Genomic DNA, 14,963 nt, shown 5'->3' with positions numbered 1-14,963 from the left:
GTAAACTCAATGGAAGCAAAAGCACATGCTAAATCCGTACGGATTTCTGCTCGCAAAGTGAAACTTGTTATCGATTTGATTCGCGGTAAGCAGGTTGGTGAGGCGATTGCAATTCTTCGTCACACTCCAAAGTCCGCTTCTCCAGTCGTTGAGAAATTGTTGAATTCTGCGATTGCAAATGCAGATCACAACTACTCTTTGGACGTAAATAAATTGGTAGTATCTCAGGTTTTTGTAAACCAAGGTCCTACAATGAAACGATTCCGCCCGCGTGCAATGGGTCGTGCAAGCCGTATTAACAAACGCACCAGTCATATTACTCTGGTGGTATCTGAAAAATAAGGAGGGAAAACGTGTGGGCCAAAAGGTAAATCCCGTCGGACTCCGAATCGGTATTATCCGTGATTGGGAATCCAAATGGTATGCAGGCAAAGATTTCGGTGATCTTTTGCTGGAAGACGTTAGAATTCGTGAACATCTGAAAAAAAGATTGAAAGACTCCGCTGTATCCCGTGTTGAAATCGAGAGAGCAGCTAACCGTGTCAATGTAACGATTCACACTGCGAAACCAGGTATGGTTATCGGTAAGGGTGGTTCCGAAGTTGAAAATCTGCGTAATGAAATTACTAAAATCGCAGGCGGTAAAAAGGTGCACATCAATATTTCTGAAATTAAAAATCCTGAACTGGACGCAATCTTGGTTGCTGAAAGTATTGCACAACAATTGGAACGTCGTGTTTCTTTCCGTCGTGCTTTGAAACAAGCGATTCAAAGAACTATGCGTTCCGGAGCAAAAGGAATTAAAACTCAAGTAGGCGGACGTCTTGGCGGTGCCGAAATCGCTCGTTCCGAAGGGTACAGCGAAGGAACTGTTCCACTGCATACGCTTCGTGCCGACATTGACTATGGTACAGCGGAAGCTCATACTACTTACGGCCGTCTTGGCGTAAAAGTATGGATCTATCGTGGAGAGGTTCTTCCTCCAGCTAAGAAACAAGCTCCTCAGGAAGGAGGCAACTAATCATGTTGGTACCAAAACGCGTAAAACATCGTAAACAACAACGTGGTCATATGAAGGGTCGTGCAAAAGGCGGTACTACACTGAACTTTGGTGAGTACGGTTTGCAAGCTACTGAACCTGCATGGATTACTAACCGTCAAATCGAAGCTGCTCGTATTGCGATGACTCGTTACATCAAACGTGGTGGTAAGGTTTGGATTAAAATTTTCCCTGATAAACCAATTACTCAGAAGCCTCTTGAGGTTCGTATGGGTAGTGGTAAAGGTAACGTAGAAAAATGGGTTGCAGTAGTGAAACCAGGCAAGATTATGTTTGAACTTGCTGGTGTTCCGGAAGAGATTGCTCGTGAAGCAATGCGTCTTGCCGCTCACAAACTGCCAATCAAAACTAAGTTTGTGAAACGTGAAGAATTGGGTGGTGAAGCAAATGAAGGCTAGTGAATTCCGCAACCTAACCACTGCTGAAATCGAACAAAAGATCTCCGGTTTTAAAGAAGAACTTTTTAACCTTCGTTTTCAACTCGCTACCGGTCAGCTTGATAACCCGACTCGGATCGGCGCTGTGCGTAAGGAAATTGCTCGTGCTAAAACTGTGATCCGTGAAAGAGAACTTGGGATTAGCTAAGATATCAGACCGGGTGGAAAATCCGCCTGTAATTAGGAAGGAGGCCAACAATGAGCGAACGTAATGCCCGTAAAGTATTAGTCGGTAAAGTAGTCAGCGACAAAATGGATAAAACGATTGTGATTGCTGTAGAAACTTACAAAAAACATGATCTCTACCATAAACGCATTAAAGTAACTAAGAAATTCAAAGCTCATGATGAAAACAACACTGCACAAATCGGTGATACTGTTAAAATCATGGAAACTCGCCCTTTGTCCAAAGACAAAAACTGGAGACTGGTCGAAATCGTTGAAAAAGCTGTTATAATCTAATGTAGTGTAGTTTTTCCGAAAGGAGGATAAATAAATGATTCAACCATTTACACGTTTGACTGTAGCTGACAATTCCGGCGCGAAGGAACTGATGTGTATCCGTGTGCTCGGTGGTACGGGACGTCGTACAGCTCAAATTGGTGACCTGATCGTTTGTTCCGTAAAACAAGCAACACCAGGCGGCGTTGTCAAAAAGGGTGATGTAGTAAGAGCGGTTGTTGTTCGTACTAAACGTTCTATCCGCCGTAAAGACGGTTCCTACATCGGATTTGACGAGAACGCAGCAGTGGTCGTTAAAGAAGACAAGAGCCCACGTGGTACTCGTATTTTCGGACCAGTTGCTCGCGAACTTCGTGACAAGGACTTCATGAAAATCGTTTCCTTGGCTCCGGAAGTGATCTAAACTCACCTTAAAATGTGCCCGTAGGAGGTGTACGAAATGCCAAAAGTGAAAAAAGTTCTGGAATCCCATAACAACAAGCTGCACGTCAAAAAAGACGACACTGTTCTGGTGATTACAGGTAAAGATAAAGGTAAAAAAGGTCGCGTTATCGCTGCTTACCCTCGTCAAAACCGTGTGCTTGTGGAAGGTGTTAACATGATTAAAAAACACCAAAAGCCTAATCAGCTGAATCCACAAGGCGGCATCATCGAGAAAGAAGCTCCGATTCACGTTTCCAACGTTATGCACATTGATCCGAAGAGCGGAAAAGTAACCCGTGTTGGTTACAAAGTTTTGGACAACGGAAAAAAAGTGCGCATTGCAAAACGTTCTGGCGAAGTGATCGACTAATTATTTTTTAAAGAAAGGAGGTATATGATTCATGGCTACAACAAGAATGAAAGAACGTTTCTTGAAAGAAATCACTCCTGCTTTGATGCAGAAGTTCAACTATACAACAGTGATGCAAGTGCCTAAAATCGAGAAAGTTGTAATCAACATGGGTGTTGGCGACGCAGTCCAAAACTCCAAAGTGCTTGATTCAGCTCTCAACGACATGCAGCTGATCGCTGGTCAAAAGCCAGTAATCACTCGCGCGAAAAAATCTATCGCAGGTTTTAAATTGCGTGAAAACATGCCAATCGGTGTAAAGGTAACACTTCGTGGCGAGCGTATGTATTATTTCTTGGACAAATTGTTCAACATTACTCTTCCTCGCGTACGTGACTTCCATGGTGTATCAACAAAAGCTTTCGACGGACGTGGTAACTACACGCTTGGTCTGAAAGAACAGTTGATCTTCCCGGAAATCGAGTATGATCAAGTTGATAAAGTTCGTGGTATGGACATCGTTATCGTAACGACTGCCAAAACTGACGAAGAGTCCCGTGAGCTTCTGACTCAGCTGGGCATGCCTTTCGCAAAATAATGTTGGCATAACGTTTCGGGCGTCTGATTTTAAAGACACCCTGTTCTCCGAAACTATTTAGGAGGTGTCAGGCTAAGTGGCAAAAACTTCGATGAAAGTCAAACAACAACGCGCACCAAAGTTTAAAGTTCGTGCTTACACTCGTTGCGAGCGTTGTGGTCGTCCACATTCGGTACTGCAAAAGTTTAAGATCTGCAGAATTTGCTTCCGTGAATTAGCTTATAAAGGCCAGATTCCTGGCGTGAAAAAAGCAAGCTGGTAAAAAGTCCTGTTTGGGAAGGAGGTTTATACACAATGACTATGTCTGATCCAATTGCAGATATGCTTACTCGTATTCGTAACGCGAACACAGTTCGTCACGAAACAGTAGAAATGCCTGCATCTACAATGAAAAAACAAATCGCCGACATCCTGAAACGTGAAGGATTCATTCGTGATGCGGAATTTGTTGAAGATAGCAAACAAGGGATCATCCGTATTTTCTTGAAATACGGTGCGAACAACGAGCGTGTTATCACAGGTTTGAAAAGAATCAGTAAACCAGGCCTTCGCGTTTACACGAAGAGCAATGAGATTCCACGCGTACTGGGTGGACTCGGGATCGCAATCATTTCAACATCCAAAGGTATCATGACCGACAAAGAAGCACGTCAGTCTAAAGCCGGCGGAGAAGTTGTTTGCTACGTTTGGTAAGATAACGTTTAAAAGATAGGAGGTGCAACAGATATGTCCCGTATTGGTCGTAAACCAATCACAGTACCAAGTGGTGTTGACGTGACTTTGAACAACACAGCGATCACAGTTAAAGGTCCTAAAGGAACATTGACTCGTGAGCTTCATAAAGACATGTCCGTTACTGTGGAAAACAATGAAATTAATGTAGTTCGTCCTTCGGACAACAAACTTCACCGCTCTTTGCATGGGACAACCCGCAGCGTTGTCAGCAACATGGTAAGTGGTGTAACTGAAGGATTTTCAAAATCTCTGGAGCTGGTTGGGGTCGGATATCGTGCAAGCAAATCCGGAGATAAAATCGTTCTGAACGTTGGATATTCTCATCCGGTTGAAATCACACCGGAAGCGGGCATCGAATTCGAAGTTCCTTCGAACACTAAAATCATCGTTCGCGGAATTGATAAAGAGCGTGTAGGTGCTTACGCTGCTAAAATTCGTTCCGTTCGTGAACCTGAACCGTACAAAGGTAAAGGGATTAAATACGAAGGCGAGCGCATCATCCGTAAAGAAGGTAAAGCCGGTAAGAAGAAATAAGTTTCTTACCGACTTTGTGCGGTCTTTCTGCTGGAAAGACTTCGTACTTCTTTTTTACCCAGTGCGTCTTAGTATAAAGATTTAAAAGGCAAACTGAAGGGAGTGAAAACTTGAGATGATTACAAAACAAGATAAAAATAAAGCACGTGTCAGAAGACATCTGCGTGTACGTAAGAAAATCGAAGGTACGGCTGTACGTCCTCGTTTGAACGTATTCCGCTCTTCCAAGCATATCTACGCACAACTGATTGATGATGTAGCTGGTGTAACATTGGTATCTGCATCCACTATGGATAAAGAACTGAGCAGCGAAATCAAAAACGGCGGTAGTGTAGAAGCAGCTCGTAAGGTTGGCGAACTCGTTGCTAAACGTGCGAAAGAAAAAGGTCATGCTAACATCGTATTTGACCGTGGTGGATACTTGTATCATGGACGGATTCAAGCTTTGGCTGATGCAGCTCGCGAAGCAGGCCTTGAATTCTAAGACATTTCTCAAAAGGAGGTTAACGACTTGCGTGTAGATCCGAATACTTTGGAACTGACTGAAAGAGTAGTAAATATTAATCGTGTAGCTAAAGTTGTCAAAGGCGGACGCCGTTTCAGCTTCAGTGCTCTGGTAGTAGTGGGCGACGGCAACGGCTGGGTAGGCGCTGGAATCGGTAAAGCTGGCGAAGTACCTGATGCAATTCGCAAAGGTATTGAAGATGCTAAGAAAAACCTGGTTCACGTTCCACTCGTAGGAACAACAATTCCTCACCTTGTTACAGGTAAGTTCGGTGCTGGCCGGGTTCTGTTGAAACCGGCATCGGAAGGTACTGGAGTTATCGCTGGCGGTCCGGTTCGTGCTGTACTGGAACTTGCTGGTGTAGGTGATATCTTGACAAAATCTTTGGGTTCTTCGAATTCCATGAATATGGTCAATGCGACTTTGGAAGGTTTGTCCCGTTTGAAACGCGCTGAAGAAGTTGCAAAATTGCGCGGCAAATCCATCGAAGAGCTGCTGGGCTAAGGAGGGAATATCATGGCGAAATTAGAAATTACCCTCGTTCGTTCGTTGATCGGCCGTCCTGGTAATCAGAGAACGACTGTTAAAACGCTCGGCTTGCGTAAAATCAACCATAAAGTAGTTCAACCCGACAATGCAGCTATTCGCGGGATGATTAATCAAGTTAGCCATTTGGTTTCTGTTAAAGAAATTGAGGCTTAAGAAATAAAGTATTTTAACAATAATCAAGGAGGTGCAACGAACGATGAAGTTACATGAGCTTTCCCCAGCTCCAGGCTCCCGCAAAGAACGTAAACGTTTGGGTCGTGGTCCTAGTAGTGGTACGGGTAAAACTTCTGGTCGTGGTCATAAAGGTCAAAACGCTCGTTCCGGCGGTGGTGTACGTCCGGGCTTCGAGGGTGGTCAAAACCCACTGTATCGTCGCTTGCCTAAACGCGGTTTCGTAAATCCTACTCGTAAAGAGTATGCGGTTTTGAATATCGAAGATTTGAACAGTTTTGCAGCGGGTACAGAAGTAAGCCCTGAGTTTTTGCTGAACAATGGCATTGTGAAAAACGCCAAATCCGGAATTAAAATTCTGGGTAACGGTGAAATCACTGTGAAATTGACAGTTAAAGCGAACAAGTTCTCTCAATCTGCGGTAGAGAAAATTGAAGCTGCCGGCGGTAAAACCGAGGTGATCTAATGTTCAAGACCCTGAAAAATATATGGCGGGTTGAGGATCTTAGAACCCGAATCCTGTTCACCCTGTTTATACTCTTTGTATATCGTATTGGCTCCTTCGTGCCGGTTCCCGGCGTGAACAAGCAAGTCTTTACTTCTCAGGATCAAGCAGGAAGCGAGTTGTTTGGACTCCTTAACACCTTCTCAGGGGGCGCATTGTATCAGTTTTCGATTTTCGCCCTCGGGATTATGCCATATATTACAGCGTCCATCATTGTACAGTTGCTGTCAATGGACGTGATTCCGAAACTTGCGGAATGGGCTAAACAAGGAGAGCATGGTAAAAAGAAGTTGGCTCAAATTACGCGTTATGGTACGGTAATACTTGGCCTGATTCAAGCATTCGGAACGTCGATTGGTTTTAATCGACTGTACGGTGCAGCGATGATTCCAGGAGCCACTTTTGCAGATTATCTGGTCATTGCCATTGTGCTTACAGCAGGAACTACGTTCCTTATGTGGCTCGGTGAGCAAATTACCGAAAAGGGAATCGGCAATGGTATCTCTATTGTTATCTTCGCAGGGATTGCGGCGGGTATTCCAAGACATATTCGGACGGTTGTAGAATCTCAGTTTATTCAGGCGGATCAGCTGTTTATGAATATTCTGAAGGCAATTATAATTGCTCTGGTGATTGTTCTGATTATTGTTGGTGTTATCTACATCCAGCAAGGTATTCGGAAAATCCCGGTACAATACGCGAAACGTGTAGTTGGCAACAAAATGTACGGTGGCCAGAATACGCATATTCCGATGAAAATTAATGCGGCAGGCGTTATTCCGGTAATCTTTGCGGTATCATTGCTGCAATTCCCGACAATTATTGCGAGTTTCTGGGCAGATCATGTTTGGGCTAAGTGGGTTACCACTTACTTGTATTATGACAAGCCGCTGGGCATGGTTTTGTATGTCGTAATGATTATCGGTTTCACATTCTTCTATACCTTTGTACAGATGAATCCGCAGCAAATGGCCGACAATATGAAGAAAAACGGCGGTTATGTTCCGGGAATTCGTCCGGGTAAAGCCACGGAGAAATACTTGACACGAGTAATGTCACGTTTGACAATGACAGGAGCTTTGTTTCTGGCAGTCATATCCGTTTTGCCGGTATTCTTCGGTTCGCTTTCGGGCTTGCCTCGTTCCGTGCAAATTGGCGGTACTTCATTGCTCATCATCATTGGTGTAGCATTGGATACAATGAAGCAAATCGAAAGCCAACTGATCAAACGCCATTACAAAGGCTTCATCAACAAATAGGCAATAGGTACCGGCTTAGGATGTTCGCATGCTTACCGGCACCTTTTGTGCTGTTTCTTGTGTAGGGGTCGTCTTGAGGAGTGACAGATTGTGAATATTTTGATCATGGGCCCTCCGGGGGCTGGTAAAGGTACACAAGCAGATGTCATTGTGAAGGAATTCGGCATTCCTCATATCTCGACAGGTGATGCTTTTCGCCTAGCGATGAAACAGGGAACACCTATTGGCATTAAAGCTAAAGAATATATCGACAAGGGTGAACTTGTTCCGGATGACGTAACAATCGGCATCGTTGAAGAACGGCTGCAACAGCCAGATTGCAAGAAAGGGTTCTTGCTGGACGGTTTTCCAAGAACTTTGGCTCAGGCTGAAGCCTTGGATCAAATTTTGGGTCGTTTGAATACGAAGCTAGATGACGTTATTAACTTGAAAGTGGATAGTGACAACTTGTTGGCACGAATCACAGGACGGCGGGTTTGTAAAACCTGCGGAACTAGCTATCATATTGTCTTTAATCCTCCTAAGGTTGAAGGCATTTGCGACAAAGACGGTGGGGAACTCTATCAGCGTCCTGACGATAATGAAGATAGCGTAAGAACACGACTTGACGAATATAGTAATAAAACAGCACCACTCCTCACATTTTATGAGAACCAGAATCTTCTGCGTCATATCGACGGAGAACAGGATATTGATGTGGTTTCCCAAAATATCGTGTCCTTGTTGCGGGGTTAGCTGTAATGATCATTTGCAAGTCGGGGGCGGAATCAAGCTTTATGAGGAAAGCTGAGAGAATAGTTACGGAAACGGATCATTTCTTGGCAGGACACATCGAGCCCGGTATTACGACCGGTGAACTTGATCATTTAGCTGATCGGTATATTCGCAGTCAGGGAGCTGTGCCGTCTTTTAAAGGTTATAACGGTTTTCCTGCTAGCATTTGCGCTTCAGTCAACGAACAACTGGTGCACGGATTTCCCGGCAAACGCAAGTTAAACAAAGGCGATATCATCGCGAAAACTCGCCAGTTTACAATGTCGCATGCCATTCGGCAATATATTGAGAATCCAAACCGTGGTATTCCTGAGCAGGGGCCGAGGCTGAAAACCGGCATTGTGCTGGCTATTGAATCTATGATTCAAATAGGTTCTCACCATGTAGGGACGCTGGAAGACAACTGGACGGTCGTTACGATGAACGTAACCTCATGTGCTCATAACGAGCAAGCGGTGACGTGCGAAACGGGCGGCATGGACATTTTCACGAAACTGAGTGCGTAGGTGATTGGAATGATTCAGCAAGGAAACCTGCAAATCGGTCAGCTGGTGAAGATTCTGAAAGGCAGAGGTGCCGGACAGATTGCGGTTGTCGTTTCAGTAGCAGATAGCAGGTTTGTATATATTGCGGATGGGGATAAACGAAAGTTTGATCAAGCGAAGAAGAAAAATGTTCTTCATTTGGTGCCTCAGCCAAAGATTAGTAGCGAGATTGTAAACAGTTTAAACGAAAGCGGTCGGGTGACGAATGGAAAGCTGCGCCATGCAGTGAAAACTTTCCTGGATTCGTCCGAATACCAAGCTGAAGAGAAAGGAGACTGACTTTGGCCAAAGAAGATGTCATTGAGGTTGAAGGTACGGTAATCGAGCCACTGCCGAACGCTACGTTCAAGGTAGAGCTGGAGAACGGTCATCAAATTCTTGCTCATGTTTCCGGAAAGCTGCGGATGCACTTTATCCGTATTTTGACAGGCGACAAGGTGGTTGTACAGTTATCGCCTTACGATTTAACCAAAGGCCGTATAACGTACCGCAAGTAATTCATGCAGGTTTTTATTAAACGTATATCATTTAAAAAAACTTGTTTTGCTCGGCAAAACGATGTGAATGTTCACGAAGCGAGTTTTACCAGGGTAAAGCTTGGAGGAGGTAATCAACATGAAGGTAAGACCTTCTGTAAAACCTATTTGCGAAAAATGCAAAGTCATTCGCCGCAAAGGGAATGTAATGGTTATTTGCGAAAATCCGAAACACAAACAAAAACAAGGTTAATAGAAGGGGGTGTAGCGTAAAATGGCTCGTATAGCTGGTGTGGATTTGCCACGTGACAAACGCGTTGAGATCGCCTTGACTTACATTTTCGGAATCGGTAAAACGACTTCTCAGAAAATCTTGAAGGAAACAGGCATCAGTGCAAACACGCGTGTTCGTGATTTGACTGAAGATGAAGTGAGCAAATTACGTGAAACGATCGACAAAGAAGTTAAAGTAGAAGGCGATCTGCGTCGTGAAATTTCCTTGAATATTAAACGTCTGACTGAGATTGGCTGCTACCGTGGTGTTCGTCACCGTCGTGGGTTGCCTGTTCGCGGACAACGTACTAAAACTAATGCTCGTACGCGTAAAGGTCCTCGTCGGACTGTAGCGAACAAAAAGAAATAAGAAGGGAGGATAACATTCAATGGCTAAACCGAAAAAAGTTGTACGTACAAAACGCCGTGACCGTAAAAATATCGAGACTGGCGTGGCACACATCCGTTCCACGTTCAACAACACGATCGTTACGATCACAGATCCACACGGTAACGCAATCTCTTGGGCCAGCTCAGGCGGCATGGGATTCCGTGGTTCCCGTAAATCTACTCCATTCGCAGCGCAAATGGCCGCAGAAACTGCTGCTAAAGCTGCTATGGAACACGGCATGAAAACTGTCGAAGTCATGGTTAAAGGACCTGGTGCAGGTCGCGAAGCAGCAATCCGCTCTTTGCAAGCTGCTGGTTTGGAAGTTAACCTGATCAAAGACGTAACTCCGGTACCTCATAACGGATGCCGTCCTCCAAAACGTCGTCGCGTCTAATGAGATTTCTCCTCTGCGTGTAGTATAGATCCGGCACAAACTGCCAAGAATGGATGTTTAGGTATACTGCATGATAGACTATGGATAAGGTGAATGTTTCATATAGGAGCGACGTTTTGAAGGAGGGATATTGCAGTGATAGAAATCGAAAAGCCGAAAATTGAGACGGTTGACGTCAATGATGATGGCACCTATGGAAAATTCGTAGTAGAACCGCTGGAACGCGGATACGGTACGACGCTTGGAAACTCGCTTCGCCGTATTCTGTTATCCTCGTTACCGGGGGCAGCAGTCACATCGGTTCAAATCGATGGGGTTCTGCACGAGTTTGCAACGGTTCCCGGTGTGAAGGAAGACGTAACGGAGATCATTCTGAACTTGAAAGCTTTATCGCTTAAAATCCACTCGGATGAAGAGAAAGTACTCGAAATCGATGCGGAAGGCGAAGGAGTTGTAACGGCAGGAGATATCCGTGCGGATAGTGATGTGGAAATTCTTAATCCGGATCTTCACATTGCTACGCTCGGACCGGGTTCGAGACTTCACATGCGTATTTTTGCCAATCGCGGTCGCGGTTACGTTAAGCAGGATCGGAACAAACGTGATGACCAGCCGATCGGCGTCATTCCCGTCGACTCCATCTACACTCCGATTGCACGCGTGAACTACGGCGTAGAAAATACGCGTGTCGGCCAGGTTACGAATTATGACAAGCTGACACTTGAGGTTTGGACTGACGGAAGTATTCGTCCCGAGGAAGCAGTGAGCCTTGGAGCCAAAATTTTGACCGAGCATGTGATGTTGTTCGTGGGTCTCACGGACGAGGCTAAAGATGCTGAAATTATGGTTGAAAAAGAAGAAGACAAGAAAGAAAAAGTTCTTGAAATGACGATCGAAGAGCTGGATCTCTCCGTCCGTTCCTATAACTGCCTTAAGCGCGCTGGTATCAATACGGTACAAGAACTCACGACTAAATCTGAAGAAGATATGATGAAGGTCCGTAACTTGGGTCGCAAATCTTTGGAAGAAGTACAAGAGAAGCTCGAGGAACTTGGTTTAGGACTTCGTACGGAAGAATAGTACAGCAACGTTTTTGTGAAGGAGGGGAAATTACATGGCATACCAAAAATTGGGTCGTAACTCCAGTGCCCGTAAAGCTTTGTTTCGTGATTTGGTAACCGATCTGTTCTTGTATGAGCGTATCCAAACTACTGAGGCTAAAGCAAAAGAAGTTCGTTCTATTGCTGAAAAACTGATCACCAAAGCGAAAAAAGGAGATCTGCACGCACGTCGTCAAGTGGCTGCGTTCGTTCGCCGTGAAACTTTGGATGGTGAGCAGGATGCAATCCAAAAGCTGTTTAGCGAATTGGCTACACGTTACACTGAGCGTCCAGGTGGATACACTCGTATCTTGAAATTGGGACCTCGTCGTGGCGACGCCGCTCCAATGGTATATCTGGAATTGGTTGACCGCGCGTAAACAGGCGAAGATGAGGGAAGGGTGGACAGAATCGGCTTGATTCTGAACAACCCTTTTTTTCTCTTGGAGGAGTCCTTGAGGGACTTCTCCTTTGTTATGTTCGGTTATTCCTTGTAAGGCCAGAGAATACCCCTATAAAGGTGTGAGAAGCATGCGGAACTTGTGCATGAAGGTGAACTATGACGGAACCCACTATGATGGCTTTCAGACGCAGCCTAACGGTAACACTATTCAGGACTGCCTTGAACATGCTATCTACTCATTGACGGGCGAGCGTCTTAAAATTACAGGCTCAGGCCGTACAGATGCAGGTGTACATGCATACGGGCAGGTATTCAATTTTTACACTGAATCGCCGATTCCAATACAGCGCTGGTGTCTGGCACTTAATGCCTGGTTGCCTCGTGATATCATCGTTACGGATGCGAGAGAGGTGCCAATGTCCTTTCATGCACGCCGCATGGCGAAGCGGAAGACATATCGGTACAGTATTAATGCGAACCGGTTTCCGGACATCTTTCACCGTCGTACACAGGCCCATCATCCAACGAGTCTGGATGTAAGAGCGATGGAGGAAGGGTTGGCTCATTTAGTTGGCACCTTTGATTATACTTCGTTCGCATCTCGACGTTCCCAAAAGACGAATCATGTTCGCACTATTTACGAAGCCTATATGACAGTAGACCATTCCTTTTCACGTCCGGGCTCGGATGATCAGGGAATTATCCATACTTATATTACAGGTAGCGGATTTTTGCAGCACATGGTTCGGATTATTATGGGGACTTTGCTGGAAGTGGGAGAAGGCAAAAAATCGTCGGATGATATTCCTTCCATTTTGGAGGCGAAAAATCGTTCAAAGGCTGGACCTACGGCCGTCGGACACGCTTTAACTCTCTGGAATGTAGAGTACGACGAAAACATCAAAAAACATTGATTTTACTCTTGCGGAATTGATGGTTATCCTGTAATATAAAAGTTGTGTTTTCTTAATGGCTTTCCCACAGCCCCAATTAAGATAATCACTTTAAAGTAACTTCTAATCCATCAATAATGCAGCAACTTAACGAACGAAGATAAATGATGATTTCTGTTAACGAACTTAAGGAGGATACTTTTCATGCGTACTACGTATATGGCGAAGCCAAATGAAGTTGAGCGCAACTGGCACATCATTGATGCCGAAGGCAAAACGCTCGGTCGTCTGGCAAGCGAAGCGGCTGCGTTGATTCGCGGCAAACACAAGCCACAGTTTACACCACATGTGGACACAGGTGATTTTGTTGTTGTAATCAATGCGGAAAAAATCGTATTGACCGGTAAAAAAATGGAGAACAAGAAATACTACCGTCACTCCCTGCATCCGGGTGGTCTGAAAGTAACGGTTGCACAAGAAATGGTTAAGAACAAGCCTGAGCGCATGTTGGAATTGGCTGTTCACGGTATGCTTCCTAAAACTCGTCAAGGCGAGAAAATGAAGCTGAGACTTAAAGCTTACAGAGGCACTGAGCATCCACATGCAGCACAAAAACCTGAAGTTTACGAACTTCGCGGATAATTAAAAGGGAGGACAGTTTCATGGCACAAGTACAATACTATGGGACAGGTCGTCGTAAACATTCGGTAGCTCGTGTTCGTCTCGTACCGGGTGAAGGACGCATTGTCATCAATAAGCGTGATATTAATGAATATTTCGGTTTGGAAACTCTCAAACTGATCGTAAAACAACCACTGAACCTGACAGAAACAGTTGGTAGCTATGACGTACTCGTTATCGCTCATGGTGGTGGTATCTCTGGTCAAGCCGGCGCAATTCGCCACGGTATTTCCCGTGCTTTGTTGAAAGCAGATCCGGAATTCCGTCCAGCTTTGAAAAAAGCAGGCTTCTTGACTCGTGACCCACGTATGAAAGAACGTAAAAAATACGGTCTCAAAGCTGCTCGTCGTGCACCACAGTTCTCGAAACGTTAATATTTCGAATACAGAAGAACCTTTTCCTTATGGAAAGGGTTCTTTTTTTAATTTCCTAATCATTACCCACATGTGGATAAGTAGACCTAGTTTAAAGCTATGAGTTTCGGCATGTTTCAGCGAATACATAAATAACCGCATGCAAATGCACGGAAAACGAGAAGTTATCCACGAAGGAATTGAAGATGATATTGTTATACACAAATACAGTTTGCTATTTCAACGTAGTTTATTCTGTAATGTTTATAACCTGTGACTAAATATATTGTCCGGCTATTTAGTTTAGCCTGGTCTTAATATTCTCTGCTAAGTGCTGTTTCGCGAGGGTACTTTGCTTTCACCTGTTTATGTAAAGTTCTCGTTGATATGTTCTGGGAGCACTGTCTATGCCTCTTGTAGAGCTGTTTTGGGCGCAGCAGGGATACAGCAAGGAATACCTCTTTTTATTTGTGTGTACTGAGCAGAAGGACGATCCTTAACCTAACTGTCAGCTGCCTAGGCTGCTGCAATTGCAACGGCGATGTACTTGTTGCTGGTAATAGAAATAGTCTACACAGCAATCGCCACAAACTATAAACAGGAGCACTATGCATTGTCCGACTGTTTACCCTCATAAAATCGCTCCTCATTGATGACAGCTTTAAAAAGACTTCCAGAGCGATAAGAGCCTTGTTTGTGTCCAGTGGATCAATTGTTCGGTAATTGCCTCTACAAGCGCTATAGGATTGGATAGAGGCATAATAAGAATTCAGCGCGGAGTCATTTCTTTTATAATTTCCACAATGAAGGTATCGCTGACGCCAGAGCTCCTGAATAGTATAGTGGTTTCATCTGGCTAAAAATTCGGGTAAATGCTATTTCGCTTTTACCCTCTTCTGAACTTATCCACATACGGACTTCATCTTTTGAATGCAGAATAAGAATTCTGAAGCTAAAGGTATTTTCAAATCCCTCAGTTGGCGTCCTTCGATAATCTTAGATTCAGAAACGATGCTTGTTATCTTCTATAGATAGTTTTGCATGATCAAGCAACCCAAAGCTGTTCAGTATTACCGATGGCTGCCTCGCACTG

General features: G+C 44.6%; 28 protein-coding genes. All 28 read left to right on the top strand.

Annotated elements, in window-relative coordinates; translation table 11 throughout:
* Nucleotides 1–9 precede the first annotated feature (9 nt).
* The 28 genes from rplV to rpsI all read left to right on the top strand — a co-directional run bounded on the left by rplV (nt 10) and on the right by rpsI (nt 13,891).
* Entirely contained in the window at nt 10–342 is a 333-nt protein-coding gene (gene rplV, locus MKX46_RS12150; protein ID WP_013312157.1) for a 50S ribosomal protein L22, read from the top strand.
* A 13-nt stretch (nt 343–355) separates the two neighbouring features.
* Nucleotides 356–1,021 carry a 30S ribosomal protein S3 gene (rpsC, locus tag MKX46_RS12145; protein WP_013312156.1) on the top strand — a complete coding sequence of 222 codons (666 nt, stop codon included), beginning with the start codon at nt 356–358 and terminating at the stop codon, nt 1,019–1,021.
* Nucleotides 1,022–1,023: 2 nt separating this feature from the next.
* On the top strand, nt 1,024–1,458 hold the full coding sequence (gene rplP / locus MKX46_RS12140) for a 50S ribosomal protein L16 (RefSeq protein WP_007432576.1): 435 nt from the start codon (nt 1,024–1,026) through the stop codon (nt 1,456–1,458).
* On the top strand, nt 1,448–1,645 hold the full coding sequence (gene rpmC / locus MKX46_RS12135; RefSeq protein WP_007432575.1) for a 50S ribosomal protein L29: 198 nt from the start codon (nt 1,448–1,450) through the stop codon (nt 1,643–1,645). Before rplP ends, rpmC begins: the two co-directional genes overlap by 11 nt.
* A 50-nt stretch (nt 1,646–1,695) precedes the next feature.
* Entirely contained in the window at nt 1,696–1,959 is a 264-nt protein-coding gene (gene rpsQ / locus MKX46_RS12130; protein ID WP_007432574.1) for a 30S ribosomal protein S17, read from the top strand.
* Between the two features lie 34 nt (nt 1,960–1,993).
* Nucleotides 1,994–2,362, top strand: coding sequence for a 50S ribosomal protein L14 (gene rplN, locus MKX46_RS12125; RefSeq protein WP_007432573.1), 369 nt, complete (start codon nt 1,994–1,996; stop codon nt 2,360–2,362).
* Nucleotides 2,363–2,398: 36 nt separating this feature from the next.
* Nucleotides 2,399–2,752 (top strand): 50S ribosomal protein L24, encoded by a 354-nt coding sequence (gene rplX / locus MKX46_RS12120; RefSeq protein WP_013312155.1) that lies wholly within the window; start codon nt 2,399–2,401, stop codon nt 2,750–2,752.
* 31 nt (nt 2,753–2,783) lie between these two features.
* Entirely contained in the window at nt 2,784–3,329 is a 546-nt protein-coding gene (gene rplE / locus MKX46_RS12115; RefSeq protein ID WP_007432571.1) for a 50S ribosomal protein L5, read from the top strand.
* A gap of 76 nt (nt 3,330–3,405) precedes the next feature.
* Nucleotides 3,406–3,591, top strand: coding sequence for a type Z 30S ribosomal protein S14 (locus tag MKX46_RS12110; protein ID WP_010348808.1), 186 nt, complete (start codon nt 3,406–3,408; stop codon nt 3,589–3,591).
* Between the two features lie 32 nt (nt 3,592–3,623).
* Nucleotides 3,624–4,022 carry a 30S ribosomal protein S8 gene (gene rpsH / locus MKX46_RS12105; protein WP_007432570.1) on the top strand — a complete coding sequence of 133 codons (399 nt, stop codon included), beginning with the start codon at nt 3,624–3,626 and terminating at the stop codon, nt 4,020–4,022.
* A 33-nt stretch (nt 4,023–4,055) separates the two neighbouring features.
* Nucleotides 4,056–4,598, top strand: coding sequence for a 50S ribosomal protein L6 (rplF, locus tag MKX46_RS12100; protein WP_029514488.1), 543 nt, complete (start codon nt 4,056–4,058; stop codon nt 4,596–4,598).
* 115 nt (nt 4,599–4,713) lie between these two features.
* Nucleotides 4,714–5,082: a 50S ribosomal protein L18 gene (gene rplR / locus MKX46_RS12095; RefSeq protein WP_007432568.1), complete on the top strand. Its 369-nt coding sequence runs from the start codon at nt 4,714–4,716 to the stop codon at nt 5,080–5,082.
* 27 nt (nt 5,083–5,109) lie between these two features.
* Entirely contained in the window at nt 5,110–5,607 is a 498-nt protein-coding gene (rpsE, locus tag MKX46_RS12090) for a 30S ribosomal protein S5 (protein WP_013312151.1), read from the top strand.
* A 12-nt stretch (nt 5,608–5,619) separates the two neighbouring features.
* Nucleotides 5,620–5,805, top strand: coding sequence for a 50S ribosomal protein L30 (gene rpmD, locus MKX46_RS12085; protein ID WP_013312150.1), 186 nt, complete (start codon nt 5,620–5,622; stop codon nt 5,803–5,805).
* Between the two features lie 43 nt (nt 5,806–5,848).
* A complete protein-coding gene (rplO, locus tag MKX46_RS12080) occupies nt 5,849–6,289 on the top strand; it encodes a 50S ribosomal protein L15 (protein ID WP_013312149.1) in 441 nt (146 codons plus the stop codon).
* Nucleotides 6,289–7,587 carry a preprotein translocase subunit SecY gene (secY, locus tag MKX46_RS12075; RefSeq protein WP_029514487.1) on the top strand — a complete coding sequence of 433 codons (1,299 nt, stop codon included), beginning with the start codon at nt 6,289–6,291 and terminating at the stop codon, nt 7,585–7,587. The genes rplO and secY overlap by 1 nt, the downstream gene beginning before the upstream one ends.
* Nucleotides 7,588–7,677: 90 nt before the next feature.
* Nucleotides 7,678–8,322 (top strand): adenylate kinase, encoded by a 645-nt coding sequence (locus MKX46_RS12070; RefSeq protein ID WP_029514486.1) that lies wholly within the window; start codon nt 7,678–7,680, stop codon nt 8,320–8,322.
* A gap of 5 nt (nt 8,323–8,327) precedes the next feature.
* Nucleotides 8,328–8,867 carry a M24 family metallopeptidase gene (locus tag MKX46_RS12065; protein ID WP_069011496.1) on the top strand — a complete coding sequence of 180 codons (540 nt, stop codon included), beginning with the start codon at nt 8,328–8,330 and terminating at the stop codon, nt 8,865–8,867.
* A gap of 9 nt (nt 8,868–8,876) precedes the next feature.
* Nucleotides 8,877–9,185: a KOW domain-containing RNA-binding protein gene (locus MKX46_RS12060; protein ID WP_013312145.1), complete on the top strand. Its 309-nt coding sequence runs from the start codon at nt 8,877–8,879 to the stop codon at nt 9,183–9,185.
* 2 nt (nt 9,186–9,187) lie between these two features.
* On the top strand, nt 9,188–9,403 hold the full coding sequence (gene infA / locus MKX46_RS12055; RefSeq protein ID WP_006212898.1) for a translation initiation factor IF-1: 216 nt from the start codon (nt 9,188–9,190) through the stop codon (nt 9,401–9,403).
* 118 nt (nt 9,404–9,521) lie between these two features.
* Nucleotides 9,522–9,635: a 50S ribosomal protein L36 gene (gene rpmJ / locus MKX46_RS12050; protein ID WP_003333770.1), complete on the top strand. Its 114-nt coding sequence runs from the start codon at nt 9,522–9,524 to the stop codon at nt 9,633–9,635.
* A 21-nt stretch (nt 9,636–9,656) separates the two neighbouring features.
* Nucleotides 9,657–10,025, top strand: coding sequence for a 30S ribosomal protein S13 (rpsM, locus tag MKX46_RS12045; RefSeq protein WP_007432560.1), 369 nt, complete (start codon nt 9,657–9,659; stop codon nt 10,023–10,025).
* Between the two features lie 19 nt (nt 10,026–10,044).
* Complete coding sequence (gene rpsK / locus MKX46_RS12040) at nt 10,045–10,440, top strand: 30S ribosomal protein S11 (protein WP_013312144.1); 396 nt, start codon at nt 10,045–10,047, stop codon at nt 10,438–10,440.
* Between the two features lie 135 nt (nt 10,441–10,575).
* The gene (locus MKX46_RS12035; protein ID WP_007432558.1) at nt 10,576–11,520 is read left to right on the top strand and encodes a DNA-directed RNA polymerase subunit alpha; all 945 of its coding nucleotides are present in this window, start codon (nt 10,576–10,578) and stop codon (nt 11,518–11,520) included.
* Nucleotides 11,521–11,554: 34 nt separating this feature from the next.
* On the top strand, nt 11,555–11,920 hold the full coding sequence (gene rplQ / locus MKX46_RS12030) for a 50S ribosomal protein L17 (RefSeq protein ID WP_013312143.1): 366 nt from the start codon (nt 11,555–11,557) through the stop codon (nt 11,918–11,920).
* Nucleotides 11,921–12,071: 151 nt separating this feature from the next.
* The gene (gene truA / locus MKX46_RS12025; protein WP_341071265.1) at nt 12,072–12,857 is read left to right on the top strand and encodes a tRNA pseudouridine(38-40) synthase TruA; all 786 of its coding nucleotides are present in this window, start codon (nt 12,072–12,074) and stop codon (nt 12,855–12,857) included.
* Nucleotides 12,858–13,040: 183 nt separating this feature from the next.
* Complete coding sequence (gene rplM, locus MKX46_RS12020; protein ID WP_013312141.1) at nt 13,041–13,478, top strand: 50S ribosomal protein L13; 438 nt, start codon at nt 13,041–13,043, stop codon at nt 13,476–13,478.
* 20 nt (nt 13,479–13,498) lie between these two features.
* Nucleotides 13,499–13,891 carry a 30S ribosomal protein S9 gene (rpsI, locus tag MKX46_RS12015; RefSeq protein ID WP_013312140.1) on the top strand — a complete coding sequence of 131 codons (393 nt, stop codon included), beginning with the start codon at nt 13,499–13,501 and terminating at the stop codon, nt 13,889–13,891.
* The last annotated feature ends 1,072 nt before the right edge of the window (nt 13,892–14,963 follow it).

The organism is Paenibacillus sp. FSL P4-0113, assembly GCF_038009305.1.
Lineage (GTDB): Bacteria > Bacillota > Bacilli > Paenibacillales > Paenibacillaceae > Paenibacillus > Paenibacillus polymyxa_D.
Note: the sequence above shows the minus strand (reverse complement) of the source record. Positions and strands in the feature narration are given on the sequence as shown.

Excerpts from the sequence above, each read along its gene's own strand:
- rpsH (WP_007432570.1), top strand. The coding sequence starts at position 3,624 with ATGACTATGTCTGATCCAATTGCAGATATGCTTACTCGTATTCGTAAC.
- rpmJ (WP_003333770.1), top strand. The coding sequence starts at position 9,522 with ATGAAGGTAAGACCTTCTGTAAAACCTATTTGCGAAAAATGCAAAGTC.
- rpmD (WP_013312150.1), top strand. The coding sequence starts at position 5,620 with ATGGCGAAATTAGAAATTACCCTCGTTCGTTCGTTGATCGGCCGTCCT.
- rpmC (WP_007432575.1), top strand. The coding sequence starts at position 1,448 with ATGAAGGCTAGTGAATTCCGCAACCTAACCACTGCTGAAATCGAACAA.
- rplQ (WP_013312143.1), top strand. The coding sequence starts at position 11,555 with ATGGCATACCAAAAATTGGGTCGTAACTCCAGTGCCCGTAAAGCTTTG.
- rplV (WP_013312157.1), top strand. The coding sequence starts at position 10 with ATGGAAGCAAAAGCACATGCTAAATCCGTACGGATTTCTGCTCGCAAA.
- rplX (WP_013312155.1), top strand. The coding sequence starts at position 2,399 with ATGCCAAAAGTGAAAAAAGTTCTGGAATCCCATAACAACAAGCTGCAC.
- rplM (WP_013312141.1), top strand. The coding sequence starts at position 13,041 with ATGCGTACTACGTATATGGCGAAGCCAAATGAAGTTGAGCGCAACTGG.
- rpsI (WP_013312140.1), top strand. The coding sequence starts at position 13,499 with ATGGCACAAGTACAATACTATGGGACAGGTCGTCGTAAACATTCGGTA.
- rplR (WP_007432568.1), top strand. The coding sequence starts at position 4,714 with ATGATTACAAAACAAGATAAAAATAAAGCACGTGTCAGAAGACATCTG.
- secY (WP_029514487.1), top strand. The coding sequence starts at position 6,289 with ATGTTCAAGACCCTGAAAAATATATGGCGGGTTGAGGATCTTAGAACC.
- rplF (WP_029514488.1), top strand. The coding sequence starts at position 4,056 with ATGTCCCGTATTGGTCGTAAACCAATCACAGTACCAAGTGGTGTTGAC.
- MKX46_RS12060 (WP_013312145.1), top strand. The coding sequence starts at position 8,877 with ATGATTCAGCAAGGAAACCTGCAAATCGGTCAGCTGGTGAAGATTCTG.
- rplO (WP_013312149.1), top strand. The coding sequence starts at position 5,849 with ATGAAGTTACATGAGCTTTCCCCAGCTCCAGGCTCCCGCAAAGAACGT.
- rplP (WP_007432576.1), top strand. The coding sequence starts at position 1,024 with ATGTTGGTACCAAAACGCGTAAAACATCGTAAACAACAACGTGGTCAT.
- MKX46_RS12065 (WP_069011496.1), top strand. The coding sequence starts at position 8,328 with ATGATCATTTGCAAGTCGGGGGCGGAATCAAGCTTTATGAGGAAAGCT.
- rpsM (WP_007432560.1), top strand. The coding sequence starts at position 9,657 with ATGGCTCGTATAGCTGGTGTGGATTTGCCACGTGACAAACGCGTTGAG.
- rplN (WP_007432573.1), top strand. The coding sequence starts at position 1,994 with ATGATTCAACCATTTACACGTTTGACTGTAGCTGACAATTCCGGCGCG.
- truA (WP_341071265.1), top strand. The coding sequence starts at position 12,072 with ATGCGGAACTTGTGCATGAAGGTGAACTATGACGGAACCCACTATGAT.
- rpsQ (WP_007432574.1), top strand. The coding sequence starts at position 1,696 with ATGAGCGAACGTAATGCCCGTAAAGTATTAGTCGGTAAAGTAGTCAGC.
- rplE (WP_007432571.1), top strand. The coding sequence starts at position 2,784 with ATGGCTACAACAAGAATGAAAGAACGTTTCTTGAAAGAAATCACTCCT.
- rpsK (WP_013312144.1), top strand. The coding sequence starts at position 10,045 with ATGGCTAAACCGAAAAAAGTTGTACGTACAAAACGCCGTGACCGTAAA.